Annotated in this window: 22 protein-coding genes; 2 read left to right on the forward strand and 20 right to left on the reverse strand. The window is 70.1% G+C overall.

What is annotated here, in order from left to right; translation table 11 throughout:
• Positions 1-34 precede the first annotated feature (34 nt).
• From H036_RS21365 to H036_RS21390, 9 genes are all read right to left on the reverse strand, one after another.
• Entirely contained in the window at positions 35-2,338 is a 2,304-nt protein-coding gene (locus H036_RS21365) for a transglutaminase-like domain-containing protein (protein ID WP_017932827.1), read from the reverse strand.
• A complete protein-coding gene (locus H036_RS21370; protein WP_017932828.1) occupies positions 2,335-3,492 on the reverse strand; it encodes a DUF58 domain-containing protein in 1,158 nt (385 codons plus the stop codon). Before H036_RS21370 ends, H036_RS21365 begins: the two co-directional genes overlap by 4 nt.
• The gene (locus H036_RS0100625; protein WP_017932829.1) at positions 3,492-4,460 is read right to left on the reverse strand and encodes an AAA family ATPase; all 969 of its coding nucleotides are present in this window, start codon (positions 4,458-4,460) and stop codon (positions 3,492-3,494) included. Before H036_RS0100625 ends, H036_RS21370 begins: the two co-directional genes overlap by 1 nt.
• A gap of 19 nt (positions 4,461-4,479) precedes the next feature.
• Positions 4,480-10,671 carry an Ig-like domain-containing protein gene (locus H036_RS21375; RefSeq protein ID WP_051068568.1) on the reverse strand — a complete coding sequence of 2,064 codons (6,192 nt, stop codon included), beginning with the start codon at positions 10,669-10,671 and terminating at the stop codon, positions 4,480-4,482.
• A 141-nt stretch (positions 10,672-10,812) separates the two neighbouring features.
• Positions 10,813-11,307, reverse strand: coding sequence for a hypothetical protein (locus tag H036_RS0100635; RefSeq protein ID WP_017932830.1), 495 nt, complete (start codon positions 11,305-11,307; stop codon positions 10,813-10,815).
• A complete protein-coding gene (locus tag H036_RS0100640; protein ID WP_017932831.1) occupies positions 11,304-11,744 on the reverse strand; it encodes a hypothetical protein in 441 nt (146 codons plus the stop codon). The genes H036_RS0100635 and H036_RS0100640 overlap by 4 nt, the downstream gene beginning before the upstream one ends.
• Positions 11,741-15,079, reverse strand: a complete 3,339-nt coding sequence (locus H036_RS21380; RefSeq protein WP_157416916.1) for a hypothetical protein — start codon at positions 15,077-15,079, stop codon at positions 11,741-11,743. Before H036_RS21380 ends, H036_RS0100640 begins: the two co-directional genes overlap by 4 nt.
• On the reverse strand, positions 15,079-15,651 hold the full coding sequence (locus tag H036_RS24100) for an eCIS core domain-containing protein (RefSeq protein WP_051068569.1): 573 nt from the start codon (positions 15,649-15,651) through the stop codon (positions 15,079-15,081). Before H036_RS24100 ends, H036_RS21380 begins: the two co-directional genes overlap by 1 nt.
• 138 nt (positions 15,652-15,789) lie before the next feature.
• Positions 15,790-17,796 (reverse strand): ATP-binding protein, encoded by a 2,007-nt coding sequence (locus tag H036_RS21390; RefSeq protein ID WP_017932832.1) that lies wholly within the window; start codon positions 17,794-17,796, stop codon positions 15,790-15,792.
• An 82-nt stretch (positions 17,797-17,878) separates the two neighbouring features.
• Between H036_RS21390 and H036_RS25620 the strand changes: the two genes are divergently transcribed.
• Both H036_RS25620 and H036_RS21395 read left to right on the forward strand, forming a co-directional pair.
• Complete coding sequence (locus tag H036_RS25620) at positions 17,879-18,559, forward strand: FHA domain-containing protein (RefSeq protein ID WP_017932833.1); 681 nt, start codon at positions 17,879-17,881, stop codon at positions 18,557-18,559.
• 23 nt (positions 18,560-18,582) lie between these two features.
• Complete coding sequence (locus tag H036_RS21395) at positions 18,583-19,983, forward strand: serine/threonine-protein kinase (RefSeq protein WP_017932834.1); 1,401 nt, start codon at positions 18,583-18,585, stop codon at positions 19,981-19,983.
• Positions 19,984-19,987: 4 nt separating this feature from the next.
• Here H036_RS21395 and map read toward each other — a convergent pair whose 3' ends face one another.
• From map to rplE, 11 genes are all read right to left on the reverse strand, one after another.
• On the reverse strand, positions 19,988-20,800 hold the full coding sequence (gene map, locus H036_RS0100665) for a type I methionyl aminopeptidase (RefSeq protein ID WP_442852435.1): 813 nt from the start codon (positions 20,798-20,800) through the stop codon (positions 19,988-19,990).
• Positions 20,801-20,811: 11 nt separating this feature from the next.
• Complete coding sequence (locus H036_RS0100670; protein ID WP_017932836.1) at positions 20,812-21,387, reverse strand: adenylate kinase; 576 nt, start codon at positions 21,385-21,387, stop codon at positions 20,812-20,814.
• Positions 21,387-22,706 (reverse strand): preprotein translocase subunit SecY, encoded by a 1,320-nt coding sequence (gene secY, locus H036_RS0100675; protein ID WP_017932837.1) that lies wholly within the window; start codon positions 22,704-22,706, stop codon positions 21,387-21,389. The genes H036_RS0100670 and secY overlap by 1 nt, the downstream gene beginning before the upstream one ends.
• 151 nt (positions 22,707-22,857) lie before the next feature.
• A complete protein-coding gene (gene rplO, locus H036_RS0100680) occupies positions 22,858-23,298 on the reverse strand; it encodes a 50S ribosomal protein L15 (RefSeq protein WP_017932838.1) in 441 nt (146 codons plus the stop codon).
• A gap of 1 nt (position 23,299) precedes the next feature.
• On the reverse strand, positions 23,300-23,482 hold the full coding sequence (rpmD, locus tag H036_RS0100685; protein ID WP_017932839.1) for a 50S ribosomal protein L30: 183 nt from the start codon (positions 23,480-23,482) through the stop codon (positions 23,300-23,302).
• On the reverse strand, positions 23,482-24,093 hold the full coding sequence (gene rpsE, locus H036_RS0100690) for a 30S ribosomal protein S5 (RefSeq protein WP_017932840.1): 612 nt from the start codon (positions 24,091-24,093) through the stop codon (positions 23,482-23,484). Before rpsE ends, rpmD begins: the two co-directional genes overlap by 1 nt.
• Positions 24,094-24,124: 31 nt before the next feature.
• Positions 24,125-24,508 carry a 50S ribosomal protein L18 gene (gene rplR, locus H036_RS0100695; protein WP_017932841.1) on the reverse strand — a complete coding sequence of 128 codons (384 nt, stop codon included), beginning with the start codon at positions 24,506-24,508 and terminating at the stop codon, positions 24,125-24,127.
• On the reverse strand, positions 24,508-25,047 hold the full coding sequence (gene rplF / locus H036_RS0100700) for a 50S ribosomal protein L6 (RefSeq protein ID WP_017932842.1): 540 nt from the start codon (positions 25,045-25,047) through the stop codon (positions 24,508-24,510). Before rplF ends, rplR begins: the two co-directional genes overlap by 1 nt.
• 28 nt (positions 25,048-25,075) lie before the next feature.
• Positions 25,076-25,483, reverse strand: coding sequence for a 30S ribosomal protein S8 (gene rpsH, locus H036_RS0100705; RefSeq protein ID WP_017932843.1), 408 nt, complete (start codon positions 25,481-25,483; stop codon positions 25,076-25,078).
• A gap of 84 nt (positions 25,484-25,567) precedes the next feature.
• Positions 25,568-25,753 carry a type Z 30S ribosomal protein S14 gene (locus tag H036_RS0100710; protein ID WP_017932844.1) on the reverse strand — a complete coding sequence of 62 codons (186 nt, stop codon included), beginning with the start codon at positions 25,751-25,753 and terminating at the stop codon, positions 25,568-25,570.
• A gap of 1 nt (position 25,754) precedes the next feature.
• Positions 25,755-26,342, reverse strand: coding sequence for a 50S ribosomal protein L5 (gene rplE, locus H036_RS0100715; protein ID WP_017932845.1), 588 nt, complete (start codon positions 26,340-26,342; stop codon positions 25,755-25,757).

Raw genomic sequence — 26,342 nt, forward strand, 5'->3', positions numbered from 1 at the left:
GAGGTGACAACCCCGCGGGGACTGGTGTTGTTCCTCAGCGGGACTGGGTGGCTGGGTGGGGTGTGGCGCCGGGGCGGGTGCCGCGCCGGCGGTGGCGGAAGGTGGTGAGGCTGATCGCTGCCTTGACTCGCTGCCAGCGGGTGGCGGCGTGGGAGAGGCGGGCGCGCTCGTCGTCGACCGCACGCCAGTAGTCGGCAGCCTGCTCAGCCGCGGGCGCGGTGGGTCCGAACACGAGGGCGTCTGCGCCGTGGGCGAGGTGGGGTGCGGCCGGGATGCCGAGGATCACGGCCTGCTCGCGACGCGTCGCCCCGTCGACCGGAAGGCGGTGGCCGAGGTCCCGGGCGTGATCGACCAGCTCGTGCCAGGCGCCCGCGATCCGCGCCGAGGTGCGCTCGGCACCGCGCCGGCGTCGTCGCCGGAGCGCCTTCGCCCCGACGATCCCTCCGATGACGAGAGCGATCAGGAGCAGCGGCACGCCGGCGGCCGCCGCGGTGACCTTCACCCAGCCCGGGATCGCGAACTGATGCTCGCCGGGGTGCCTGGCGATGCTCCGGGCCTTGAGCTGGGACTCCGAGGACTCCCCCGCCGTCGACGGCGGTGGCACCGGTGCCGGCGGCGGGACCACCGAGCCGCTGAGCTGCTCCTGCTGCTGCGGCGGCTGGTTGGCCGGCTTGTCGTGCGACATGAACTGCTCGGTCGGCAGGGTGCGCCAGGTGCCGTCGGCGGCCTGCACCTCAACCCAGGCGTGCACATCGGCACCGGTGACCACCCCGCCCGCTGGCACCACAGCGCCCATCACCACCCGGGCCGGTACGCCGACGCGGTTGGCCATCAGCGCCATCGTCGCGGCGTACTGCTCGTCGTCGCCGACGATGATCGGAGCGTTGACGAACTCGTCCGAGAGCCGCTTGACGTAGTGCCCGGCGTGGTAGATCCGCTCGGTTGAGGCGACCCCGTCGGAGTACTTGCCGTGACTGCGCAGGTAGTCGGCGATCGCGAACACCCGCTTCATCGGCTCGCTCACGCCCTGGGTCCACTGAGTTGCCTGGGTGTCAAGGAAGGCCGCGGCGGTGTTGTTGTCGTCCAGCCGGGTCGAGGGCGATGTCTCGGCCGAGAGCGCGTCATCCCCGAGCACGCCACGGAAGTGGTAGCTGTCGCCGCTCTTCAGCCCGGTGGGCACGATGCCGGTCGAGGTGGCCAGGTCGTAGCGGAACGCGTCCGCCTTCAGCCCCGGGTCGTCGTTGTCGAAGTGCATGGACTGCAGAGCGCCGACGGTCGGCAGCCAGACGCCGTCGTACCCCTGACCCAGCGTCACCTCGACGTCGAGCCGCTTGCCCGCGGTCGGGTTGTCGATCGTGCTCGAGACCCGCTGGAAGGAGTCCGCGCCGGCCTGCTGAGAGGCCCCCCAGACGGTGCCGTCGTAGTGGTCCAGGGCGGCGAAGCGGACCCGGGTGCCGGCCGGGACGCCGGTGATGGTGAAGAGGGTCTTGTCGTGCAGGTTCGCCGGATCGGGCCTGTCCTCGCCCTTGTCGTCGACGTAACGACGGAACGACGACAGCGGCGAGCCGTAGCGGCCGACGTCGAACGGCGGCGTCACGTGGCTGCGCAGCACCGTGCGCTGGTCCCCGGCCGCGGCGCGGCCCAGCGGCAGTGCCACCACCCCGGCGACGAGGAGCATCGCCAACCCGGCGCCGGCCCGCCTGGCCACCACCGACCGCCGCCGACCGGTGGCGATCGCACCGTCCTGCGCGCGCAGGGCCAGCCACGCCAGGGCGAGTACGCCGATGAGCGCACCCTGGATCAGCACCGAGGACGCCCGGTCCACGCCCAGCAGGATCACGGCGACCAGCAGCGCCAGCGGTGCCGCCACCGGCGGTGCACTCGGCCGCAGGCCGAGAAGCAGGGCCCCGACGAGACCGGTGGTCAGACCGAGCAGCCAGGGCAGCACCAGCAGCGGCCCGGTCCCGTCGAGCGGGGGCAGGGTGGTCAGCAGGTCCTTCCAGCCGCCGATGGCCTGGTCGAACAGGGTGGCCGGGTCGAACGGCGTGCGCAGGCACAGCGGCCCGCCGAGCAGCACGAAGAGGGCCGCGGTGACCAGCACCGGAGCGACGATCGGCCAACCGAGCCGACGGCAGAGCTCGACGGACCCCGCGCCGACCAGGAGGCCGACGACACCGACGACCAGGAACATCGCACCGGTGAAGGTGGTGGCGAACCCGGACAGCGCGAGCGCGCCGAGCAGCGCCAGGAAGGCGAGGTCACGCCAGCGAGCGACGCCGGCATGGTGACCGGCACCGAGGCTCCCGGGCGATGGCACGCGGCTCGACGCACGGGTCATCCCAGGCTCCAGCGCAGCAGGCCGGCCAGGTCGTCTCGCGCCGCCAGGTGCAGCACGGTGAGGTCTTCGAGGGCGCTCACCGAGCTCTTCTCGACAGGCTCCACCCGGATGGCGATGCGGCGTACCTCCGGCTCGAAGCAGGTCGCCGCACGACGCAACGTCTCGAGCGTGGTCCCGCTACCGCCCAGCAGGAAGACCAGACTGGTCTCGCGCGCGGTCTGCGCCGCGGCCCGAGCCGCCCGCAGCAGACCCTTCCCTCCGAGGCCGGCACGGCAGACGGTGTCGAGGGCGCGCTGGCCGTGCCCCGCCTGCTCGCCGCACACCATGGTGGTGCCGAACTCGTCGATCAGCGCGCGCATCACGATCGAGCCGGCCACCTCCATCGCGGTCTCGAAGTCGTCCTCGCTCCCCCAGCCATCGCGAGCGTCGTCCACGACCAGGGTGGCGTGACTGCGGCGGGTGTCCAGGTACTGCCGCACCAGCAGACCACTGCCGCCGCTGGAGCCGGCCAGCTTCGCCGAGGAGCGCCAGTGCACGTGCCGCAGGTCGTCGCCGGGCACGTATTCGCGCAAGGCGTGGAAGGCCAGGTCGGCCGGGGAGAGGCTCTCGGTCGAGACGCCCTCGAGGTCACGCAACAGCCCTCCGCCGAGGGACTCCAGCGCGACCAGCTGAGGTCGCACCAGCACCTCGCGCACACCCGAGCTGCGCACGTCGCGAGAGACCAACCCGAGTGGGTCGGCGCGTCGGGTGGTCGCCGGCCCGACCGGGATCACACCGCGACGCTGGGTGCGGATGGTGAAGGTCTCCTCGTGACGCGCCCCCGGTGCCAGCCCGGGCAGGTCGTAGCGCTGCGTGGACCCGCCGACCGGCAGGTCCAGGAGCAGCGACCGGGTACGCCGCTCGGCCGGGTTGGTAGCACTCAGCGAGGCCGTCACGGTGCCGCCGGCGGTCACCCGCTCGGGATCGAGCTGCAGCTCCAGCTCAACTCGGGTCCGGCCCAGCAGCCACGGCAGCGCCAGCAGGAGTACGACGAGGGCAGCGATGCCCACAACCGCCAGCTCGGCCCAGCCGAGCGCAGCACCCACGAGGAGAAGCACCACGCCGCCGCCGAGGGTCACCCAGCCGAGCGGGCGGATCACGCCGAGGAGTCGCATCAGGCCACCCGGTCGGTCGGTGGCACCACCTGCTGCAGCAGTCGCTCGATCACCGACTCCACACCGATCCCGCTGAACTGTGCCTCGGCGTCGAGCAGCAGCCGATGACACAGCACGGGCTCGGCGAGCTGCTTCACGTCGTCGGGCACTACGTGGTCACGGCCGTCCGCGGCCGCCCAGGTCTTGGCCACCCGGATCAGAGCCAGGCAGCCACGGGCGGAGAGTCCGAGTCGCACGTGCTGGGCGCGCCGCGACTCCTCGGCCAGCTCCGCGACGTAGGAGATGACAGCGGGGTCGACGTAGACCTCGTCGGCCAGCTCGCTCATCTGCGCGAGCGCGGTGGCGGTGATGACCGGCTTGACCAGGGCCGCCCGGTCGCGGACCTTGGCATTGACCAGCAGCTCTACGGTGGCCTGCCGGTCCGGGTAGCCCATCGACGTCTTCATCAAGAAGCGGTCGAGCTGGGCCTCGGGCAGGCGGTAGGTGCCGGCCTGCTCGATGGGGTTCTGGGTGGCGATCACCAGGAAGGGGCGCCCCACCTCCCGCGCGACGCCATCGACGGTGACCTGACCCTCCTCCATCACCTCCAGCAGTGCCGACTGGGTCTTGGGCGAGGCACGGTTGATCTCGTCGGCGAGCACAATGGTGTGGAAGATCGGCCCGGGGTGGAACTCGAAGGTGCCCTTGTGCTGGTCGTAGACAGTCACACCGGTGACGTCGGAGGGCAGCAGGTCGGGCGTGAACTGGATGCGCGCGTGGCCGCCCTGCACCGCGTTGGCAAGCGCCCGGGCCAGCATCGTCTTGCCGGTCCCCGGGTAGTCCTCGAGCAGCACGTGGCCCTCGGAGAGCAGGCAGGTCAACGCCAGCCGGACGACGTGCCGCTTGCCCAGCACCGCCTGCTCGATGGCATCGGTGAGGGTGTCGAACGTCTGGCGGAACCAGGCGGCCTGGTCGTGGGTGATGGTCACGTGGTGCTCCTGTACGGGGTCAGTTCGTTGGCCAGGTGCCGGAGAAGTCGGTGGTGGCGCCGCGGCTGTCGGTACAGGAGCCGTGATAGCTCCCGCCGGCCTCGCCGTACGAGCGGGTCAGGTCCTCGTCCACATCACCGGTCATCGGCCCGAACCGGCCCAGCTCGGAGCTGAGGCAGCTCCATCGCACCGAGCCGGTGCTGTCGCCGTACCCCTGGGTGGTGATGTGGATGTAGCCGCAGCTCGGACCGGTGCAGCCGGGCGTGTCGGAGCACGCGTTCGCGGTGTCGCCGCCACACTTCGCGCCCCGCCCCACGCTGATCTTGAGGTCGGGCGTCTTGCCGCTCGTCGCCGACTTCTGGCCGTTGCGCCGCCCGATGTCGCTGATCTTGACCGTCACGGTCTGGGACGCGTTGTAGCCGACGTAGGACGGATCGACTTCGAAGGACTGCACATCGGCATCGGTGGTGGTCCAGCTGCCGAGCTGATTGTTGTCGCCGTCCCTCAGCACCACCGACACGCCCGACCTGCCGTTGCTGTCCACGGTGACCCGCCAGCCCACGTCGTACCCGCTCATGACCGGGTCGATGCCGACGATGTCGTTGTCCCCGAGCGGGCCGTACGTCGTCACGGTCTTCGTGGAGGAGCTGCTGCACTCGTCGTTCTCGTTGCACACCTCGAGATGGAACGAGTAGGCCCGGTCGTTGTCGGGCGTGTTCACGGTGAGGTTCGAAGGCGGGTTGGTGGAGGAGTAGACGACGTCGTTGCCGCGCACCACCTTGAACGTCGAGGTTCCGCCGTGCGCGTTCGGGACGTTGAACCCGTGCACCGACGCCTCCTCGTCGTTGCCGGTGGCGTCGAGCGACCAGCCGCCCCACGGCGCCGGCAGGCCGACCGCCTTCCAGCTCCGCTTGGGCCCGGTCGAGCGGCGCGGCTGGCCGCCGGTGACACCGCTGCCGATACCGGGGCTGAGGGCCTCGACCTGGAACTCGTAGGGGGTGCCGTCGTAGGCGATGTCGGAGAAGGTGCACGAGGTGCCGGTGATGCCGTCGGGGTCCTGGGTGCAGGCGCCGCCGTCGGCATAGGGCACCGCGATGACCCGGTAGCGGACCGGGCCCGGGCCGTTGGGGTCGACCGCGCCCCAGCTGACGGTGACCACTGCGGTGTCCTCGGCGGAGGGCGTGGTGGCGATGGTGGGGGCCGCAGGCGTCCCCGGCGAGCCGACGGACTGGTACGGCGCCGACTGGGCGGGCTCGCTGGTCTGGCCCTTGGCGTTGGCCGCGACGATGGTGAAGACGTAGGTGTTGTCGTTGCTCAATCCCGACACCGTCGCCTCCGGCCGCGGGGTGGAGATCGGCGCACCACCCGGATAGGTCACCGTGTAGGTCACCTTCGAGGTCCTGTTGGCCGGTGCCGTCCAGTGCAGCGTGATCGATCCGTCCGCGACGGCGGTCTGGTTGATGCCGGTGACCGGGAACGGCACGGCGTCAGGCATCGCCGTCGCCGAGGTCGGACTCCAGTCGGACGACCCGACAGCGTTGATCGCGCGCACCTGGAAGCGGTAGTCGACGCCGTTCTTCAGGCCGCCGACCGCGCAGCGGGTGGTCGGGCAGGTCACGCCCGCACCACCGTGGTCGGCGCGCACCTCGTAGGTGGTGATCGGGGAGCCGTTGGCCGCGGGTGCGGCCCACGACAGCTCGACCTGGCCGTCGTCGACCGCGCCCGGATGGGGGGCGGCCGGCCGGTCAGGGGTGGCCTGCAGCGAGAGGGTCAGCGTCCCCTCCACGGTCCGATTGGGCGGCGGGTTGCCGGCGACATCGGACATGACCAGGCGGAAGGACGCCTTGCCGAAGGCCTTCGGTCCGGCGCTCAACGTCAGCGCCGCGCCGTGCGCGGTGGCGTGCACGTCGAGCGCGCTGGTCTGGCTCACCGACACCACCTGCGGTTGGGGCACCGGCACGCCCGCGTGCAGGTACGGCGCAAGGTCGATCGTGCGACTCTGGCCGGCCTTGAGGTCGGAGATGGTGATCGGGGCCAGGGTGGGCGGTGGCACCGCGACGACCGTGATCGGCAGGTAGGCAGGGTCGCTGCCGTTGGCACGCAGCTGCAGGGTGGCGCGGGTCCCGGGTGCCGCGTCGGCCGCAGCCGCAACGCTGACCTGGGCCCCTTGCCCCTGGACGATGGAGAGGCCGGCCGACGAGGTCTTCCAGTCGGCTGCGTAGGTCAGCGACTGGCCGGCCTCGGCGGTCCAGACGTGGCAGATGCTCGCCACGTCGAGCACGATCCGCTGACCCTGCGCCACCGGCAGCGCGGCATTCGGGCAGCGCAGCACCGGCTTGGTCTCGCCCACCTGGACGGGGACGGTCAGGATCGCTGTCACGCGGCCGGTGGTGACCTCGAAGCTGACCGCGCCGGGGCCGGCGTAGTCCTGGGCGGCATGGACGGTGAAGGTGCCCTTGCCGGTGACGGTGGCGCTGACGCTGGCCGCGGGCGCCGCCCAGATCCGGTCCTTGAGGGTGAAGGCCACCGGCCCCCGGGACGGGTTGACCACGTAGTCCGCCAGGTTCGCCTGCACGTCCTGACCGGGTGGCACCGTGATCAGCGCATCGGTGGCGACGTAGGGCGTCGCGTCGCCCTTGGCCGGCACGTAGAGCCGGGCGGTGGCGCTTCCGCCGTCGGCGTCGGTGACCACGAAGGGCACCACCATCGGACGGGCGCCGCGCTCGATGGTGACGGTGCCGCCCCGCACCTGCGCCGTGATGCCCGACGGCGCCGCCACACTGGTGACCTTCAGCGCCGAGGAGGCGCCGTCGGGGTCGTAGGCGCCCCGGAGCACGTTCACGCTGACCCGGGCTGCGCTCGCACCTCCTGCCGCATCAGTGCCGTAGGCGTCCTCGACCACCGGCGGGTTGTCGTAGCCGGTCTGGGTGCGCAGCGTGACGGTCGCCTGCGAACTGCGGACCCCGTCACTGATCGTGTAGTTGACCTGCACCTCGCGGCCGTCGGCCTTGGCCGGTGCCTTGATCCGCATCTCGCCGGTGTCCGCGTCGACGGAGACACCCCTGGGTGCGGGGCGGACCGGCGCCACGGTGACGCGGTCGGTTGCCGCGACCTGGTCGTTGGCCAGCACGTCGACGGTCATCGTTCTGCTCGGTGCCACCGTCGCGGTGTCGTCGACCGCCACCGGCGCCGGAGGCAGGGCCGGTGGGACGACGCCGACGCGCACCGTGCCCGTCGCCGTACCTCCGTTGGGGTCGGCGACCGTGTAGGTGAAGTCGTCGGTGCCAGCGCTGTCGGGGAACGCCTGGTAGACCAATGAGTCCGCGCCGGCCCTCAGCACCCGCCCCAGACTCGGCGGAGAGGAGATCCCGGTCAGGGTGACCGGGTCGCCGTCCGGATCGACACCGGAGCCGGGTAGCTGCAGCCGGACCTGGTCGCCCGCGACGACGCGGCCCTCGAGCACCGTCGGCTCCGGCGGCTGGTTGGGATGATCGGCAGGCACGATGGTGACGCGGAGCGTGCCGGGTGCGGTGTCGCCGCGCTCGTTGGCGGCCACATAGGTGACCGTCTCGGTCACCGTGTCGGTGATGCTCGCCGGTGCGTTGAAGCGCACCGTCTTCCCACTCACGAAGGCCTGTCCGAGTGCGCTCCGCTCCCCCGGGACGTCGACGCCGAGCTGCCCGGCCCCAGCGGTGCCCGCGGCCGGGTCGGTGACCAGGTGAAGCTGCTCACCGTCGGGGCTGTAGTCGTTGTCGAGCACCCCCACCTGCGTGCCGCTGCCGGCCCGCACGGTGACCTCGTCGCCCTGGGTGACGGGGGTGTCGTCCTGGGGCTCGGGCCGCTGACTGACCACGATGTCGCCCTGGATGCCGGAGCGGTCGCCGTCGCTGATCGTGTAGTGCACGACCTGCGGGTTGGGATTGATGTCGGGCCGGGTGGCAGCGATCCGCACCCAGCGTCCGGCCACCACCGCCACGTCGAGCTGGCCGGTGGAGGTGGCGGCAGCGGTCTGCACCACCAGCACCTGTCCAGCGGGATCCACGTCGTTGGCCAGTACGTCGACCATCCCGGCCGACTGCCCGTAGAGCGTCAGACTGTCCGGCATCGCCACCGGAGCCTTGGGCGGATGGTCGGCGGCACGCACGTCGACTCGGACCCGCCCGCGCGAGAAGGGCGCGTTGCCGAAGGCCGCGTCGTAGTCGAGGAAGTAGGTCCTGGGCTCCTCGGAGCGGAAGGTCACGGTGCCGTTGGCGACGTCGGTGTCGACCTGGCCGCCGCCGGTCGAGGTCACCTTGCCGGCCAGCTTTAGACTGGCGTCGGGGCTGATCGGGTCGGACCCGGGCAGATCGTTCTCGAGCGGGTGGATGGCGATCGGCTTGCCCGCCTGTCCGACCACGACGTCCGGCTGCGCGGTGGCGGCGTGCGCCTGATGGTCGGTGCGTGCCTGGACGTGCACCTTCACCTGCTCGGTGACAGGCGCCGCGATGCCGTCGCTGACGCCGTACTCGACGGTGGCGTCGCCGCCTTCTGCCGGCGCGGTGAAGCGCACCTGGCCGGCCGCTGTCACCCGAGCGGTCGCGCCCTGCGGGCCCGAGACCACCCTCGCCGAGGCGAGGCTCAACGGATCGCCGTCGGCGTCGTCACGCCAGTCCGGTAGCACCGGAAGGCTGATCACGCCGTCGGCGGGCACGTCCCAGTGCGGGGCCTGGTAGCCCTTGCGGAGTGCCGGAGGCTGGTTCTCGGCCGCCGTGCGGGCCGCGACCGTGACAGTGGCGTGCGCCGAGACGCCCTGACGGCCGTCGTTGATGTAGTACTCGAAGGTCGTGGTGGCCGCGGCAGCGGCCGGCATGGTGATCTCGACCGTCTGTCCGTCGGGGCTCACCGAGACCGCGGCCCCGGCGGGGCGGACGTCCTGCACCGCCGAGATGGCCAGCAGCCGCCCGGCCGAGGTGGCGTCGTTGTCGAGCGGATGCAGCACGGTGGTCCGGCCCGGCCGCGCGCCGAACTGGTCGGGCCGCGCCTTCGGCGGGCTGCGGTCGGCGGCGGAGGAGTTCTGCTGCTGGTCGTCCTTCTTGTGCTGCACGATCTTCTTCTGGAACGACTGCCAGTCGTCGAGCCTCGTCGGCTGCTTGTCGTCGATGTTCCAGACCGCGCCGGAGCCGGCGTCGTTGAGCACGATCATCCCGCGGTTGATCCGGAAGACCAGGCTGCTGGTCGTGTCGGCGCCCAGCTGGCCGACCTGCGCGGCGCCGCTGCCGCACCGGGTGACGACCAGGCCCGCGGCGCCGCCCCAGGCGCCGTACTGGCATGCGCCCAGACGCGCCGGTCGGGCCGGGGCCCCGCCGAGGTCCTGGGCGAGCGCTGTGGTGGTGCCGTCGTCGAGACCGATCGACAGCAGCCTGCTGCCGTCGGCGACCAGCACCGAGTCGGCCTGCGGGCCCGGCTGCTGCAGCAGCGCGTCGGCGCCGACCTGGGCGTGGGCCCCGACCCGCCCGCCGGCCAGCACCGTCACGGCCGAGGTCGCCGGGTCGAGCAGCACCACCCGGTCGCCCACCGCCGTGAGGCTCAGCCCCTCGCCCGGCCGGTGGGCCAACGTCACGCTGGAGCGGGTGAACCTGCCGACACCAGGGGTCAGGGTCGTCAACCTGTCCGAGCCGGCTGCGGCCAGCACCACCCGGCCACTCGCGGTCAGGGTCATCGCCGCATCAGCGCCGACGGTGGCGATGGGCTTGCCACCGGAGTCGATGGCGCTGACGAGCGGGTCGCCGGTCTCGTCGTCCACCGGCATCGCCCACACCTTGCCGGTGTGGGGGTCGAGCACGGCGAGCGTTCCGCCGTACAGCTCGACCTGGCTGCCGACCGGGATCTGGGCGGTCGAGCCGCCCGGCACCGCGACCGACGACGGATCGATGGCCGAGACGCTGCCGCCCGCGGCGTCGACGCCGACCACTGCGGCACCCTCCTGGGCGATGTCGAGGGTGGCGTCGGTCCGGGCGAACAGCGCGCCGTCCAGCTGCCCGATCGGCTTGTTGAGCCGGCCGTAGTAGCCGAGGCTGGAGTCGGTCACCCAGATCCCACCGTCGTTCAGCTCGGCCTTGTGGGTCTGGTAACCCTGGGCCTGCATCGCGAAGACGACCACCCCGGCGACGACCAGGACGAGCGCGAGGTAGGGCGCGATCCACCATCGACCGCGCCCGCCCCTGAGTCCCACGCAGGGCTTTTACCGCAACGCCGACGGTCGAAACCTGCGCGGCCGAGGAGATCTGGGCCATCAGTGGTCATGACGGGGCCGTCACACCCCAGCGCGCCGGGCCGAGCCGCCGGAAAGCCGCTCGGATGCGGGGTCAGATCATCACGGTCGCGCCGGCAGCAGCCGGATCGAGCCGAGCATGTGGTCGAAGATCGGCAGGTCGCGTTCCTGATGAGCCGCCGACGTCGACGCGCTGAACTGGTACATGCGGGTGCTGCCCGCCCATATCCACGCCTGCAGCTGGAACGTCTCCGGCACGCTCGGATCGGGCGAGTGCCACCGCGCTGTCACGACGTACACTTCGGCGCCGAGCGAGGAGAGCAGGAACTCGCGCTGCCCGACGAACTCGAACTCCGGCGAGCTGTCGATGAGGTGCCCGACGATCTGCTCGGTGAAGTCGTCCCACCAGTCGTGCCCCGGCTCCTCCGGCTCGCCCTCCTGCAGCGTGACGGTCGGGGTGTAGTCGGCATCGGCCGGCCCGTGCAGCGTGACGGCGTACTCGGCGGGGGTCGCCTCCCACTCGTGCGGCACCTGCAGGGAGACCAGCAGGTCGCTGAGGGTGACGTTCGCCCAGGTCGGGGTGGTCTCGGTGCTCACAGCGTGATGAACCTCATCGACTCGAGGGCGGCGTCCCAGATTGCGAAGTCGTCGCGTGCGGTGCTCCGGCCGGCGATGGAGATCAGCCGTCCGTCCGCTGCCGCCGCGCTCAGGTGCAGGTAGGTCCCGTCGCGCTCCACCTCGACCGTGGTCACCGGGCACTCGTCCACGATCCGGTCGACGCGGCCGAGCAGCGAACCCGAGGCGGCGAGCTGGTCGGCCAGCCGCGCCAGCGCCGCGGACCCCTCCGGATCGTCGTCAGGTACGGCGGCGACCACTCGGACCTGGAGGGCCGGGGTGTCGGGGCCGACGGCATCGGCGTCGTCCAGCGCTGCGTAGCTCGCCACGGACTCGCCCTCCTCGACGCACTGGAAGCCGACGGGCAGCTCCAGCGAGACGCCGGTGGCGTAGCTGTAGAAGTGGGTGAGGGTGCTCATTTGCCCTTCAACTTGAACTTCTTGACCTTGCCGTCGGTGACGACGAGGGTCTCGATGGCACCGGCGTCGAAGCCGGCCTCGATCGCCTGCTTGATGGCTTCATCGCGTTCCTCGGTCTTGAAGCGCATCGCGTGCTTGTCCACGACGCGCTGCAGCGTGTCGGGGCGGCGGAACTTGATCCCCGCGTTGCGGATCTCCTGGGTGATCGCGCTGATGGCGGCGCCCTTTCCGGTGCCGTTCTTCCGGTCATTGGCCAGTGTCTGACCCCAGCCGGCCTGCTCCACCAACGTCAGCTTCAGGTCGACGACCGTCGTCCTGGCGGCGTCGACCATCGGGAACCGCTCCGTGATCGCCTGCAGCACGGCCTGGTCGCCGACCGCACCGCGCACGTCCTTGGCGACCGACTTCATCGTCTTGTCGATGATGGCCTGGAGCATCTCCTGGTTCAGCTTGGCACTCGGGTTGGCCAGCACCGTGCGCATGTGGCTCTGCTGCGCCTTCGTCAAGGGGTCACGGAGCTTGTCCATCACCATGCTGCGCCGGACGTTGTCGAGCTCGGAGCCGCCCTGAAGCATGCCCTTGCCGTTCTCCGTGCGCTTCTTCTTCGCCTCTGCCATGCCAGGCACGGTGGGCTCGGCCGTCAGCTGTCCGTTCGTGACGGTGACGACTCCCTGCACGGGAGTGAGCGCCTCCTCGACCCATGCCTTGATCTCCGCATCGCGGGCGCCCGCTGCCAATGCGGCCGAGATCGGCGCCGTGTGCTCCTTGAGGCGCTTGTTGATGCCGTCCTTCTTGACGCCGTTGTCGCCCTGGCCGGTCTTCTTCTCCAGGTAGGCGGCGACCGAGGAGATGACCTTCTTCTTGACCGCCTCGGTCTGCGCGTCGCCCTGCATCCGGGTGATGTTGGAGCTGACCAGCATCAGAGTCTCGATGCGGCAGTCCTTGGTCGTCACCGTGGCGGCAGCGTCACCGAGGGCCGACTTGATGGTGTGGGCGACGATCTCGTTGAGGCCGGGCGTGTCGACCTTGAGCTTCGCGGCGTGCTTGTCGACGATCTTCACCACGCCGGGCTTGTTGAAGTCCTTCTTCTTCGCCATCCCCTGGCTGACATAGGACTTCAGGTCCGACTCGAGGTCGTTGAGCTGGCCGAGCATCGAGCGCATCGCCTGGCTGGTCTTGTACTCGTCCTTGATGTTCTTCGAGCCGGTCGTGTCGATCTTCGCGGCCGTCAGCAGCTTGCCCTGGGCGTCCACGGCGAAGGTGCCGGCCTCGAAGTACTTGTCCATCCGCGCGAGCTCGGCGGCGTACTTGACCAACTCCTGGGCGTCCGCCCCGAAGGTGGTGGAGATCTCGGTCCAGTGCTTGTCGATGATCGCCTGCACCTTGTCGCGCTTGACGCCGTTGTTGCCCTCGGACTCCTTCTTGGAGGCGTACTCGGCGAAGGAGTTGCGGAGCTTGTCTCGGCTCTTGCGCCAGCCCTCCTCCTGCTTCATCCGGCCCTTGAAGTCCTTGACGTCGGTATCGGACTCGTCGACCCACGTCTTGATCTGACCGGCCTCGATCTCGACGTCCTTGGCCTGGCCGCGGAAGGCGTCCTTCGCGGCCTGGGTCATGCCCTTGTCGGTCTCCTTGAAGGTGAAGTAGGGCCGCATGAGGGGGTTGATCTCGTCGAGGATCGTCTGCACCTTGTCGCGCTTGACCCCGTTGTTGCCGTTCATCGCCTTGCTCTGGGCGTAGGCCTGGAAGCTGGCGTAGACCCCCTCGTACCCCTTGGCGAACATCCGCTTCGCCATCGGGTGGTCGGCCGGCAGGTCCTCGCGCTTGAAGTCGGGACCCATCCGGTCCAACGACTTCTGGTCGTCGGTGCGCCCCAGCTCGGTGATGCCCAGGACGATGACCTCGCCGATGCCGGAGAGGTCGACCTCCGCCTCGAGCTCGACCGCGGCGCCGATGCCCAGCGCGGCGCCGAGCGCGCCGCCGAACTTCAGCGTGCCGTCCTTGTCGATCTCGAAGGGCGCCTTGACGTCGTCGTCCTTCGCGCCGTACGCCGACGACTTCAGCTCGGACTCGTTGTAGGTGCCGCTCCCCTTGCCGGCCTTCGACCAGTCACCGCCGATGCCGAAGCTGCCCTTGGCCTTGCCGCCGACACCCGCGTAGACCTCGATCTCGCCCTTGACGCTGACCAGCTTGCGGCCGCGGATCCGGATTCCGGCCGTGCCGCCGACCGACGCCTTCGCACCGGCGAAGGCGGACGCCTCGAACTTGGCCTGGACACCGGTGAGCGAGACGCGGAAGCCGCCCTCGAACTTGCCCTGGACTCCGGCGAAGGCAGCCGCCTCGGCGCTGACGTCGAAGCCCAGCGGGCCGAGGTCGATGGAACCTGACGCCGAGCCCTCCACCCCGGCGCCGGCCTGCGCCTTGGCCTCGATCGAGGCACCGATCCCCTTGGCGGCATTGGCGAAGACCTCGGCCTTGAAGTCGGCCTGCGCGCCGGCCCACGCCTCGATCTTGGCGGCGACCATGAAGGCGAGCGGGCCGAGCTTGGCGACGGCCTGCGCCGACCCGCTGCCCCAGATGCCGGCCTTGATGCCGGCCTCGACGGCGGCGGCGAGCTGCGGGATTCGCTTGCTGCGGTCGATGCTCGCCTCGGCCTTGAGCTCCGCCTGTACGCCGGCGCCGCCCTCGCCCTCGACCTTGCCACGCACCTGGGCCCGGCCGTAGCGGGCACTGCCCTCGGCCGATCCCTTGCCGAAGGCACCCGCGCGCGCCAGCATCTCGACGGCGACCTTGAGCTCCTCGTCGGAGACGCGTGCGAGGGCCTCCAGCTTGGTCTGGGCGCCGACCAGCGTCTCGGTCTCCGTGCGCGAGGTGGTCACGCCTCCGCCCGAGCCGACGACCATGCTCTCGTGCTCGGTCTCGGCAAGGACGCCGGTCGAGGCCTCCTTGGTGGTGGTCTTGTCGACACCGTTGACGATGCCGTTGGCGTTGTAGGTTCTCTCCGCCGTGGTCTCGCTCGAGGAGTGCCGCCCGTACTTCGTCTCGGGCGCACCGTGCTTCTCGGTGAGCTCCTCGATAGGCGTCTTCGGACCGCCCGACTCCTCCGGGGCGCCGCTGCGGATGGACTGGAGGCCGATGTTCTCGGTGCGCCAGCGCTTCGGCGCCGGCGGCGTGGTCACGGTCGGAGTCGGTGTCGGCGCCGGCGCCGGCGGTCGGGAGGCACCCATCACCGGCGGGGTCACCGTCGGCGTGGATGTCGGCGCGCCGGGCCGCGGCTGCGGGCGCGGCGGGATGGGCGGCGGTGTCTTCTTCGCAATTGGGGTCGGGGTGGTGGTCATCAGTGCTCCTGCCCGCAGCCGCACTTCTTCGCCTGGCGCCGAAGGGCGCCCATCACGTCGTGTGCGGCCGCCTCGGCCTCGTGCTCGAGTGGATCGTTCGCCTTGCCGACCGTGCCGCCGGTGCCTCGGTCACGACCTTGGCGCTGCTGGACCACGTGGGTCAGCTCGTGCGCGATGGTGTGCATGCCGGACTCGCTGGCGAGGTCGGTGCCGTTCCCGAGAACGATGTTGTTGCCTGATGTGTACGCCTGGGCGGAGACGTCCGCCGCCGATCGCTCGGCGGCGGAGCCGGTGTGGAGGCGCACCCCCGAGAAGTCGCTGCCGAGCGACGTCTCCATGGTGCGTCGCAGCCCCGCCGGTAGCGGGGAGCCGGTCCCGCGCAGCACCGCGCCCACCGAGGACGGTGCCGCGGCGCCGCCCATCGGATCGAGGGCGTCCACCGGGCGGCTCAGTCCGCCGATGGGGTTGGCCGGCTCGGCCTCGCGCTCGCCGATGACGCTCTCGGCGCCCGGCCGGGCGGGGGCAGGCTCGGAGACGGCGTGCTGCTGCTCCTGCACCGCCAGCTCGCTCATCGTTCCCTCAGCCTTCCGTGGGGCACGGCCGTGCGGCACCGCGCGCCTGCTGGCCGGCGCGAGGCCGGACCGGCCTCATTATGGCGGGGTTGCGGCCTTCGCGGACCGGAATCGCCCAGGACGCTCGGCCAGAAGCCCTCAGCTGCGATGGAACAGGTGGTCGGGCACCATCCGGCCGAGCTTGCGGTACTCCCGGACGGCGGCATGCGCGAGGTGCCGTTGGCCCACGACCCCATGACTCCCCGGTACGGCGCCGGCAGCGGCGTGATAGGCAGCGGCCAACACGATGTTGCGGATGTCGCCGCCCGCGACCTCCGCCGTCTCGGCGAGGTAGGCCACGTCGACCGGGTCGTCGGCGTCGAGCTCCGGCAGCTGCGCCAGGTGGTGCTCCCACAGCCGCGCCCGGGTGGCGGCGTCGGGATCGGGGAAGTTGACGATGAAGCTCATCCGGCGGCTGAAGGCCTTGTCCAGGTTGCCGCGCAGGTTGGTCGACAAGACGGTGATGCCGTCGAAGTTCTCCATCCGCTGCAGCAGGTAGGCGACCTCCTGGTTCGCGTAGCGGTCCCGGGCGTCGCTGACGTCCGAGCGCTTGCCGAACAGCGAGTCGGCCTCGTCGAAGAAGAGCACCACGTCGAGCGCCTCGGCGGCCTGGAAGACCCGTTCGAGGTTCTTCTCGGTCTCGCCGATGTACTTGTCCACGATGCTGGACAGATCCACCTGGTAGAGCTCGATGGCGAGCTCCTCCGCGATCACGTGCGCGGCCAGCGTCTTCCCGGTGCCGGGGTTGCCGGTGAAGAGCGCGGAGATCCCGCGGCCCCGGCCACGCAGGATGCCGGTGGCGCCGAGGCTGTCGCGGTGCCGGGCCCAGCTGACGATGTTGTGCAGGTCCTCGGTGGTGCCCTCGGGCAGCATCAGGTCCGCGAAGGTCGGCCCGCGACCCGTGGCGAGCCCGGAGAACCTGTCGCCGCCACCCGCGCCTCCCACGCGACGGGCGGCCTCGCGGATCTCCGCCGGCCCCAGCTCGGTACGTCGCGCCGCGGCGACGTCGCGCGCGTAGCGGGCCGCCTCGACGATGCTCTCGCCGGGCAGCCGCAGGCCGAGGAGCTGCTCACGCAGACCCACCTGGTCCTCGACGTCGTCGCCCAGCTCGCGTGTCCACAGCTCGACCCGGTCCTCGGGGGTGAAGGGCTCGGCCTCGACCAGGAGCGGCATCTGAGCGCCCCACCCGGCGTTCCACGCCTTGCTGCTGACCACCACGACCGGCGTCGCGGCCGCGCTCAGGACGTCGTAGACACCACGCTCCGCGCCGTCGGCCGCCGCCTCGCCGCCGAGCACGACCAGCCCCCACCCCCGCAACCCTGCGTTGCGGGCGGCTGCGGTGAGCACCTCGGAGAGTCGCTGGGAAGGGTCGTGCCGGTGCAGGTCCACCGCCATCCAGTGCAGCCGCAGCCAGGCGAACGCACCGGCTGCCACGGCGGATCCGCTGTGCGCCGTCGCCGAGCGCACCCACACCAGCGGGACGCCGACCGAGAGAGCATCGGCGACCAGCGCGGTGGCCTCGCCGGCGACGGGGGCCAGCTCGACGTGCAGACGATCGACGTCCGGGTCGGTGGGCAGCCCACCGGCCAGCGTCGCGAGCACCGGCTCAGGACAGCGCAGCTCACCGACCAGCCACGGCACCGAGGCATCCACCACCTCGACCAGACGGTGGCGCTGCAGCCGCGAGCCGGAGCCGAGCAGGGCGAACGCGTCGCCGCTCGCTGTCGGGATGCCGGCGAGCTCCAGCGCGAGCGCGACGGTGGCCCGGCCGCTCGTCGGCAGGCCGCGCAGCAGGCCGTAGGCGATCCCCGAGTTGGCGTCCAGGTCGGGAGCCGCGACGGCCCAGAGCAGTGCCGTCTCGGCGGCGGTCAGGCCGAAGACGTCGGCGATGCGCTCCAACGGCTCGGCACCGATGTCCGGCAGCCCCTCGGCACGTCGGTGCTCCTCCGCCATCGTCGCCAGGCAGTCGGCGAAGGCGAGGCTGTGCGTCCACTCCCCACCCGAGCGTCGGCTCCCCGCCAGGTCCAGGCGGGCGCGCAGGTCGAGCATCGGCGAGTCCTCGACGGGTTCGAGGCGCTCGGGAGCCGGCTGCCGCAACGAGACCATGACACCGCAGCATGCCGCATCCAGGGACCTCTCCTGACGAGAACCGGAGGTTCAGCACGCCGGATCCGGAGATGATGGGGCTGTGGAGGACGATGACGGGTTGATCACCGAGGTGCCGGCGCACCTCCGTGGCCAGTCGGCCCCTCCCCCAGAGCTTCGGCGCGAGCCGGCAGAGCAGCACCTCGAGCCGGCGCTCGAACCTGCGCTCGACGCGCCGCCGGCGGACCACGGTCGGCCCACGGAGCGCACCCAGGTCCGCGCCGGCACCACGCACGCCGGCGGGGTGCTGCGCCAGCCGACCGGCGCGACGGTGCCTGCGGTGTGGTGTCCGGCGGGGCACTTCTCGCCGCCTGACGCGCCGTACTGTCGCTGCTGCGGAGAGCCGGTGCCTGCGCAGCAGCCCCTGCGGGTGCCGCGACCACCCCTCGGCGCACTGCACCTCCCCGAGGGGCAGCGGGTGCTGCTCGACAGACCCGCCGTCCTCGGCCGCCGGCCGCTGCCGCTGCCCGACGGCGACCCGTGGCCGCACCTGGTCGAGCTGCCCGCCGACCTGACGCACCTGTCGCGCAACCACGTCGCTGTCGAGCTCGACGGCTGGCACGTGCTGGCCCGCGACCTCGGCTCGAGCGGCGGTACGGCGCTGCACGCGCCCGGCCGTCCGCCGATCCGACTGCGCCCGCACGACCCCCACGTCCTCGAACCCGGGCAGTCCCTGATGCTGTCAGGAGACTTCACCGTGGCCTTCCGGGCCGCGACCACCTGAAGCAGACCCACGAAAGGCACTCGGTGTCCCAGCCCCAGATCCCCGGATTCACGTTCGTGCAGCACCTCGGCACGGGCGGATTCGCCGACGTCCTGCTCTACGAGCAGGAGTGGCCGCGGCAGCGGGTCGCGGTCAAGGTCGTCCGCGCCGACCTGGTGCTCTCGGAGCGGGAGAAGGAGCTGTTCCGCAGCGAGGCCGACGCGATGGCGCGGCTGGCCGACCACCCCTACATCGTCTCGGTGCTGACCGCCGGACGGACCACCGACGCCCGTCCCTACCTCGTGATGCGCTACTGCCCGCCACCCGACCTCGGTGCGCGGGTGCGGGTCACGCCGTTGAGCGTCGCCGAGACGCTGTCGACCGGCGTGAAGCTGGCCAGCGCGGTGGAGACCGCACACCGCTCCGGCATCCTGCACCGCGACATCAAACCCTCCAACGTGCTGGTCACCGCCTACTCCGAGCCGGCGCTGACCGACTTCGGCATCGCCGGCCTGGTGCACGAGGTCGAGGCGGAGGGCGAGGTGCGGATGTCCTACCCCTGGGCGCCGCCGGAGATGATCGACGGTCGCTCGCACGGCTCGGTCGCCTCCGACGTCTACTCCCTCGGCGCCACCATCTGGAACCTGCTGGTCGGGCGGTCCCCCTTCGCGGCGCCGCACGGCGACAACTCCGATCGGGCGCTCGTGGCACGGATCCTGCACGCACCGCCGCCGGCCACCCAGCGTCCCGACGTACCGCCTGCGCTGGACCGGCTGCTGCAGCAGTGCCTGGCCAAGGACCCCTCCCACCGCCCGCAGTCGGCACTGGAGGTCGCGCGCTCGCTGCAACGGATCGAGGCCGAGCTGGGCTTCGCCCGGACGGCGGTCGCCGTCGAGTCCTCGCAGACGTACGCCGCGACACCCTCCGACGACGCCACCCGGGTCAAGCCGGTCAGCCTCGCGGGCTCGCAGTCGAGCTCGCGCCCCGGTGCGGCGGCGCCCGGCGTCGCGTCGGAGCCGGCCGCCGCCGATGCCCCGGCGCGGGGTCGCGGCTGGATGTGGACCGCCGCCGCCGTGGCGGTCGCGGCCGCCGTACTCGTCGGACTCTTCGTCCGGGGCGGGGGGAAGGACGACCAGGGCGGCGTACCGCCGGTGACGCCGTCCGACTCGACTGCCGTCACCGAGACGGTCAAGCCGCCGACCCCGTCGGTGACGAGCGCCGTCGACGGCTCGAAGGTGCGGTTCGACTGGGTGGTGCCCGGCGGGGCGCAGGACGGCGACACGTTCCTGTGGCAGGAGAGCGTGACCGGTCGCCAGCAGCGGACCGAGGCGACCAGCCTGACGCTTCCTCATCACGGCAAGCGTTGCCTGGAGGTGACGTTGTTGCGAGGTGTCGGCGCGACGTCGGCGCAGTCGGCGCCGTCCTCACCCGTGTGTGCCGGGTGAGGGCTCAGCGACCGCCGAAGGGGACGCCCAGCTTGGCGAGCATCTCCTCGCCGCCGTCGATGGCGGTCAGCACCCACACGCCGGAGCTGGTGACGGTCATGGTGTGCTCGAAGTGGGCGGCGTAGGAGCCGTCCGTCGTGATGACCGTCCAGTCATCGTCGAGGACCACCGTCTCCTTGGTGCCGAGGGTGATCATCGGCTCGATCGCGAGGGCGAGGCCCTCCACGATCTTCGGACCCTTGCCGGCGCGGCCGAAGTTGGGCACGTTCGGCGGCTGGTGCATCGCCGATCCGATCCCGTGTCCGACATAGTCCTCGACGATGCCGTAGCGACCGCTGCGCTTCACGAAGCCCTCGACGGCGTGTGAGATGTCGGTGACGCGGCCACCGAGGCGTGCAGCAGCGATACCGCGCCACATCGCTCCCTCGGTGACCTCCATCAAGGTGGTCACCTCGGCGGGGACCTCACCGACGGCCACGCTGATGGCGGCATCGCCGTGCCAGCCGTCCACGATCGCGCCGCAGTCGATCGAGATGACGTCTCCCGCCGCAAGCACGCGATCGCCGGGGATGCCGTGCACGACCTCGTCGTTGACCGAGGCACAGATCGAGCCGGTGAAACCCTCGTAGCCCAGGAACGACGGGGTCGCACCCCTGCCGCGGATCGAGTCCTCGGCGATGGCGTCCAGCTCTCTGGTCGAGATGCCCGCCCGTACGGCGCCGCGCAGGATCTCGAGCGTCTCGCCGACGACAAGGCCCGCGCGTCGCATGGCATCGATCTGCTCCGGCGCCTTGATCTCGACGCCCCGGTCGAGCAAGCCCATCAGACTCAGGACTCCCGGACGACTTCGAGAGCGTCGAAGATGCGCTTGGTGACGTCGTCGACCTCGCCGAGGCCGTCGATCTCGTGCACCACGCCGCGCTCCTTGTAGACCTCGATCAGCGGCTGCGTCTGCTCGACGTAGACCTCCTGACGGCGGCGGATGACATCCTCGGTGTCATCGGCACGCCCCTCGGTCTGCGCGCGCTGCAGCAGCCGCTGGACGATCTCCTCGGAGTCGACCGTCAGCACCACGACGCCGTCGAGCTCGTGACCGGTGAACTTGATCATCCCGTCGAGCTCCTCCACCTGCGCGAGGGTGCGCGGATAGCCGTCGAGCAGGAAGCCGTGCGCCGCGTCGGGCTCGTCGATGCGGTTGCGCACCATCCGGTTGGTGACCTCGTCGGGCACGTACTCGCCGGCGTCCATGTATCGCTTCGCCTCGACACCCAAAGGCGTCCCCTGGGAGACGTTCGCCCGGAAGATGTCGCCGGTCGAGATCGCCGGGATGCCGAAGTGATCGGCGATGAACTTGGCCTGTGTGCCCTTGCCCGCACCTGGCGGGCCCATGATCAGCAACCTCATCAGCGGAGGAATCCTTCGTAGTTGCGCTGCTGGAGCTGGCTCTCGATCTGCTTCACCGTGTCAAGAGCGACACCGACCATGATCAGGATCGAGGTGCCACCGAAGGGGAAGTTGTTGTTGGCGTTGATCAGCGCGAGTGCGATCAGCGGGATGAGCGCGATCAGACCAAGGTACAGAGAGCCCGGCAGCGTGATGCGGGACAGAACGTAGGACAGGTAGTCCTCGGTCGGCTTGCCCGCCCGGATCCCGGGGATGAAGCCGCCGTACTTCTTCATGTTGTCGGCCACCTCGACGGGGTTGAAGGTGATCGACACGTAGAAGTAGGTGAAGAAGACGATGAGGAGGAAGAAGATCGCCATGTAGAGCGGGTGATCGCCGCGCACCAGGTAGTTGTTGACCCAATCCACCCAGGCCGGCGGGTTGCTCGAGTTCGCCTGGAACTGGGCGGCCATCGCCGGCAGGTAGAGCAACGAGCTGGCGAAGATGACGGGGATGACGCCGGCCTGGTTCACCTTGAGCGGGATGTAGGTCGAGGATCCGCCGAACATGCGACGCCCGACCATCCGCCGGGCGTACTGCACCGGGATCCGTCGCTGCGCCTGCTCGATGAAGATGACCGCAGCCACGAGCGCCAGACCGATCACCATCACGATGCTGAAGGTGCCCCAGCCGTGGTCCTGCTTGACCGCCCACATGGTGGCCGGGAAGGTCGCGACGACCTGGGTGAAGATGAGGATCGACATGCCGTTGCCGATGCCGCGCTCGGTGACGAGCTCGCCCAGCCACATGATCACCGCGGTGCCCGCCGTCATGGTGACCACCATGACGAGGAAGGTCTTGGTGTCGTTGGAGTGCAGCAGCGGGTGCGTGTCGGTGTCGCAGCCCTGGAGCAGGCTGCCGGAGCGCGCGAGGGCGACGATGCCCGTCGCCTGCAGCACCGCCAGGCCCAGCGTGAGGTAACGCGTGTACTGCGTGATCTTCGTCTGCCCCGCCTGACCCTCGTTCTTGAGGGCCTCCAGGCGAGGGATCACGACGACGAGCAACTGCAGGATGATGCTCGCGGTGATGTAGGGCATGATGCCGAGCGCGAAGATCGTCAGCTTCAGCAGCGCTCCGCCGGAGAAGAGGTTGACGAGGTTGTAGAGACCCGCTCCGGAGCCTGACTTGGTCAGGTCGATGCACTCGCGAACGTTCGCAACGTTGACGCCAGGGGCAGGGATCTGCGAGCCGGCCCGGAAGATCACGATGATCAGCAGGACGAACAACAGCTTGCGACGCAGGTCCGGGGTACGGAATGCGTTTGCGAACGCGCCAAGCACGAGAGTTCCTCTTTCGACAACCAGCAAGGAGGCCTCTGCAGGGCGTACCGGCGAGAAACCCCGGGCAGCCTAACAGGCCCTACGACGACGCAAGCGCGGCAGGGGCAGTCTTACGACAGCCCCGGCCGCGCTCGCGTTGGATCTATACCTCTCAGAGAACCGTGATGGTTCCGCCTGCGGCCTCGATCTTCTCCTTGGCGGAGCTCGAGAACGCATCGGCGCTGACCTCGACCTTGACGGTCAGGTCCCCCTGGCCGAGGACCTTCACCGGCTCGCCCTTGCGGACGGCGCCCTTGGTGACGAGGTTCTCGGGGGTGACAGCGCCACCCTCGGGGAACAGCTCGCTGATCTTGTCGAGGTTGACCACCTGGAACTCCACCTTGAAGGGGTTCTTGAACCCCTTCAGCTTGGGGAGTCGCATGTGGATCGGCATCTGGCCGCCCTCAAAGGCGACCGGAACCTGGTAACGAGCCTTCGTACCCTTGGTACCGCGGCCCGCGGTCTTACCTTTGGAGGCCTCACCACGACCCACGCGGGTCTTGGCGGTCTTGGCACCCTGGGCGGGACGCAGGTGGTGCAGCTTGAGCGTCATGTCAGTCGACCTCCTCGACCGTCACGAGGTGACGGACGGTGTTGACCATGCCGCGGATCTCGGGGCGGTCCTCCTTGACGACCACGTCGTTGATCCGCTTGAGACCGAGCGTACGCAGGGTCTCGCGCTGGTTCTTCTTCAGGCCCACGAGGCCCCTGTGCTGGGTGACCTTGAGCTGAGCCATCAGGCCGACACCTCCGCAGCACCGGGAGCGACCTCGGCGCGCGCCTTGAGCAGCGCGGCCGGGGCAACCTCCTCGACCGGGAGGCCACGACGAGCCGCAACAGCCTCAGGCTGCTCAAGCTGCTGGAGCGCAGCCACGGTCGCGTGCACGATGTTGATCTGGTTGGACGAGCCGAGCGACTTGCTCAGCACGTCGTGGATACCCGCGCACTCGAGCACGGCGCGCACCGGGCCACCGGCGATCACGCCGGTACCGGGGGCGGCCGGACGAAGCAGGACCACACCAGCGGCCTTCTCGCCCTGCACCGGGTGCGGGATCGTGCCCTGGATGCGGGGAACGCGGAAGAAGTGCTTCTTCGCTTCCTCGACACCCTTGGCGATCGCCGCGGGAACTTCCTTCGCCTTGCCGTAGCCGACGCCGACCAGACCTTCACCGTCACCGACGATCACGAGGGCGGTGAAGCTGAAGCGACGACCACCCTTCACGACCTTGGCGACACGGTTGATCGCAACGACGCGCTCGATGTAGGCGGTCTTCTCAGCACCCTGGTTGCGACGATCGTCGCGACCACGGCGCTCGCCACCACGCTGTCCGCGCTGGGCTCCGCTCATGAGACTTTCCTCTACTCTCTCTGTCTTGCGATCAGAAGGACAGGCCGGCCTCGCGCGCCGCGTCAGCGAGCGCCGCGATGCGACCGGTGTACTTGTTGCCGGCACGGTCGAAGACGACAGTCTCGACACCTGCGGCCTTGGCACGCGACGCGACCAGCTCGCCGATCTGCTTGGCCTTGGCGGTCTTGTCGCCCGCGGTCGCCCGCAGGTCCGCCTCCATGGTGGAGGCGTACGCGATGGTCTTGCCCACCTGGTCGTCGACCAGCTGCACGCTGAGGTGCTTGGCAGACTTCGTGACCACGAGGCGCGGACGCTCCGCAGTACCGGCGACCTTCTTGCGACCACGGACCTGGCGCTTGAGGCGCGCCTTGACCTTGGCGGCGGTGTGCTTGTTGTTCGACAGCGAGATGGCCATCACTTACCAGCCTTTCCGACCTTGCGGCGGACGTTCTCGCCGGCGTAACGAACACCCTTGCCCTTGTAGGGCTCGGGCTTGCGCAGCTTGCGAATGTTCGCGGCGACCTCGCCGACCTGCTGCTTGTCGATGCCGGAGACACCGAACTTGGTGGCGCTCTCGACCGTGAAGCTGATGCCCTCGGGCGCCTTGAAGTGGATCGGGTGCGAGTAGCCAAGCTGGAACTCCAGCTCGGTCGGGCCCTTCGACAGGACGCGGTAACCCACGCCCACGATCTCGAGCTTCTTCTCGTAGCCCTCGGTCACACCGACGACCATGTTGTTGACGAGCGTGCGGGTCAGGCCGTGGAGGGCCTTGCTCTTGCGCTCGTCGTCGGGGCGCTGGACGTCCAGGACGCCCTCACCCTTCTCGATGGTGATCGGCTCGGCGACCGTGTGGGTCAGGGTGCCCTTCGGGCCCTTGACGGTTACGACAGCCCCATCGATCTGGACGTCGACGCCAGCCGGGACCGCGACGGGGAGCTTGCCAATGCGCGACATGCTTCTTCTCTCCTATCTCGGTCTCAGGTCACCAGACGTAGGCGAGGACTTCCCCACCCACGCCCTTCTGGTTTGCCTGGCGGTCGGTCAGCAGACCCTGGCTCGTCGAGATGATCGCGACGCCCAGGCCGCCCAGCACCTTCGGCAGGCCGGTGTGCTTGGCGTAGACACGCAGGCCGGGCTTGCTGATGCGGCGAACGCCGGCGATCGAACGCTCACGGCTGCGGCCGTACTTCAGGGTGATGGTCAGCGTCTTGCCGACCTCGCCCTCGGCGGGCTCCGTGACGTCGTACGACGTGATGTAGCCCTCCTGCTTGAGGATCTCAGCGACGCCAGCCTTGAGCTTGCTGTAAGGCATCGACACCGCGTCGTGGTACGCCTGGTTGGCGTTACGCAGACGAGTAAGCATGTCTGCGATCGGGTCAGTCATCGTCATGGCCGATTTGGCCCTTTCTCGTTGTGGTTTCCGCCCGCTTTCGCGGAGCGGACCTTCAGCGTCAGTTGGAGGTGGTGAACCGGGTCACCAGGAGGACTTGGTCACGCCGGGGAGCTCGCCGCGGTGGGCCATCTCACGCAGGCAGATACGGCACAGGCCGAACTTGCGGAACACAGCCTTCGGGCGGCCGCAGCGCTGGCAGCGGGTGTAGCCGCGAACAGCGAACTTCGGCTTGCGCGCGGCCTTGACCTTGAGCGCGGTCTTCGCCATGTCAGTTCTCCTTGAACGGGAAGCCGAGCGCCTTGAGCAGCGCGCGACCCTGGTCGTCGTTGGTGGCCGTCGTCACGAGGGTGATGTCCATACCTCGCGTGCGGTCGATCCGGTCCTGGTCGATCTCGTGGAACATGACCTGCTCGGTGAGACCGAAGGTGTAGTTGCCACGGCCGTCGAACTGGTTGCCGTTGAGACCACGGAAGTCGCGGATACGCGGCAGGGCCAGCGAGAGCAGGCGGTCCAGGAACTCCCACATCCGGTCGCCACGCAGCGTGACGTGCGCGCCGATCGGCATGCCCTCACGCAGCTTGAACTGGGCGATCGACTTCTTGGCGCGGTTGACCAGCGGCTTCTGACCGGTGATGGCGGTCAGGTCCTTGATCGCACCCTCGATCAGCTTGGAGTCACGAGCAGCCTCGCCGACACCCATGTTGACCACGATCTTGGTCAGGCCGGGGACCTGCATGACGTTCGCGATGTCGAACTGCTCGCGCAGGGCGGGAGCGATCTCCTCGCGGTACTTGGTCTTGAACCGCGGAGTCGTCGGAGCCGACGACGCCGGACGCTCGATGGTGGTGTCGGTCAT

Origin of the sequence: Nocardioides sp. Iso805N (assembly GCF_000364605.1) — a bacterium.
Lineage (GTDB): Bacteria > Actinomycetota > Actinomycetes > Propionibacteriales > Nocardioidaceae > Nocardioides.